The organism is Bacillus sp. JJ1127 (genome assembly GCF_036965845.1).
Taxonomy (GTDB): domain Bacteria; phylum Bacillota; class Bacilli; order Bacillales; family Bacillaceae_G; genus Bacillus_A.
Genome location: NZ_JBALQK010000401.1, coordinates 1 through 1,754 on the forward strand (window position 1 = coordinate 1; position 1,754 = coordinate 1,754).

2 protein-coding genes and 1 pseudogene are annotated in these 1,754 nt (G+C 34.8%); 1 reads left to right on the plus strand and 2 read right to left on the minus strand.

From position 1 onward, the window contains the following. The first annotated feature begins 52 nt into the window (after nt 1–52). A complete protein-coding gene (locus tag V7183_RS25125; RefSeq protein ID WP_335361234.1) occupies nt 53–496 on the plus strand; it encodes a branched-chain amino acid ABC transporter substrate-binding protein in 444 nt (147 codons plus the stop codon). Nucleotides 497–576: 80 nt separating this feature from the next. Here the strand turns inward: V7183_RS25125 and V7183_RS25130 are convergent, their stop codons facing one another. Beyond that, a complete protein-coding gene (locus V7183_RS25130) occupies nt 577–1,257 on the minus strand; it encodes a YhcN/YlaJ family sporulation lipoprotein (protein WP_097897049.1) in 681 nt (226 codons plus the stop codon). Nucleotides 1,258–1,386: 129 nt separating this feature from the next. Further along, nucleotides 1,387–1,754 (minus strand): annotated as a pseudogene (locus V7183_RS25135) (peptigoglycan-binding protein LysM); the annotation flags it as partial.

Sequence of the window (1,754 nt, forward strand, 5' to 3'; positions counted from 1 at the left end):
ATATATATGTTACAATTATTATGAAAACTAACGAAAAATATGGTAACTGGAGATGAATATGTTGAAAAAAATAAAAGATGAACGTCTCATACTACAAAATTTAAAAAACATACGAATTGCATTTATCTTTCAATCGATTGGTATAATAGTGATTTTAGCTTATATTGGCTTTACTAATGGAATAGATCAAATTACAAAATCTCCATTATGGTTATTATTCATGCTAACAAGTATCCTTCTCTGCTATTTACAAATGGGAATTTCTATTGATGCAGAAGAAGATAAAAAAGGAATTAAATTGACCCCTTACTATAAGCTTGTTTTACGCTCTGCTATTGTAGGAATCATTTTTGCAATTATCTATGTTATTTTCAGTCCTGACAGGCCACTACGGGAAGCTATTCTTATGGGAAGTATTTTCTTTTTATGCTTTTTAGCTTCTTATTCTGCTGGTTACTTTATCAAGAAAAATCGTTTACAGAATCATGACGAATGATTACTACTTAGTCTAAAAATAAAATCGCTAAAAACATGTTTATGTAAGAAGAGGAAGGTATACCCCTTCCTCTTTTTTTGTTAACGTACTGTTCCAGTAAGGCTAGCACGAATGTCTCGGAACATATTTGTTACATCACGATTTAAATCGTTTGTAACTGTTCCGCTGCGCAGACGCGTATTTATCGTATCTACACGTTCAAACATGTCATTTTTTACTGTTACATATACATTTCGGTTTTTCACATCATTCGCAACTGCTTGACGAATTTCATTTGCCATTGCTGTTTCATCTGTCACTGGATTGCGTGGTTTCACTGCAATAACTACATCATTTCCACGCACAACTGTAGAAACACGATCCACATTATTCATACCCTTAACACGATTTGTAATTCTTTCTGCAGTTTTACCATCATTGTTCATGTATGAATTATTCATTGTAACGTTACGAGTTGGATATGGATTTGCCATTTGACCGTGGTAATTTACATCACGGTAGTAGTTATATCCAACATCATTACGACGATCATATACATTATCTGTAACTCTATTTCCATTTCGATATGTTACATAATCTGTATATTGATTTGTACGTGTTACATTATTTCTGTATGGTTGTGTATCATAATAAGATGTACGTTCATAATTGTAGTTCGCATTACGCCCATCCATTGCACTTTTATTCTTAGGTGTACCACATGCAGCTAATGCACTGGTAACTAACAAAGAAGCGGCAATAATTTTAACTTTTTTATTCAATACAAAAACCTCCCTTGTTAGAATGAACTTTTCTTTTGAAAAGCTCCCTCTTATCATGAGTAACAAAGAAGGTTTTTACACTGTTAATATTTCACTAGTAATCCCCTAAAATTTTCCATAAAGTTCTCTTTATTCCTCTTCTTCCACAAGTGGATTTCCAAAAATATCTGGCGGATCTGGCTGATAATACATTGTACCTGGTTGAGGTGCATATGCAGCCTGTGTTGGTTGATAATATAAAGGGCGCGCGTACTGTGGTCCGCCTGGCTGTGGACTATATAAAGTTCTTTCCTCACCGCCGCACCCACAATCCTCCTCTTCTGGCATCATTGGTGGCATGTTGTTTTCCATTGGCATTATATTTGGCATCGAAGCATATTGCGATGCAATTGGTGCTCCTTGTGGATATGGCATGTTATAATACGGATTTTGTTGTTGATAGTACGGATACTGTTGCGGCATCATATTTGACATTGGATTATTTTCCATCATCGGCA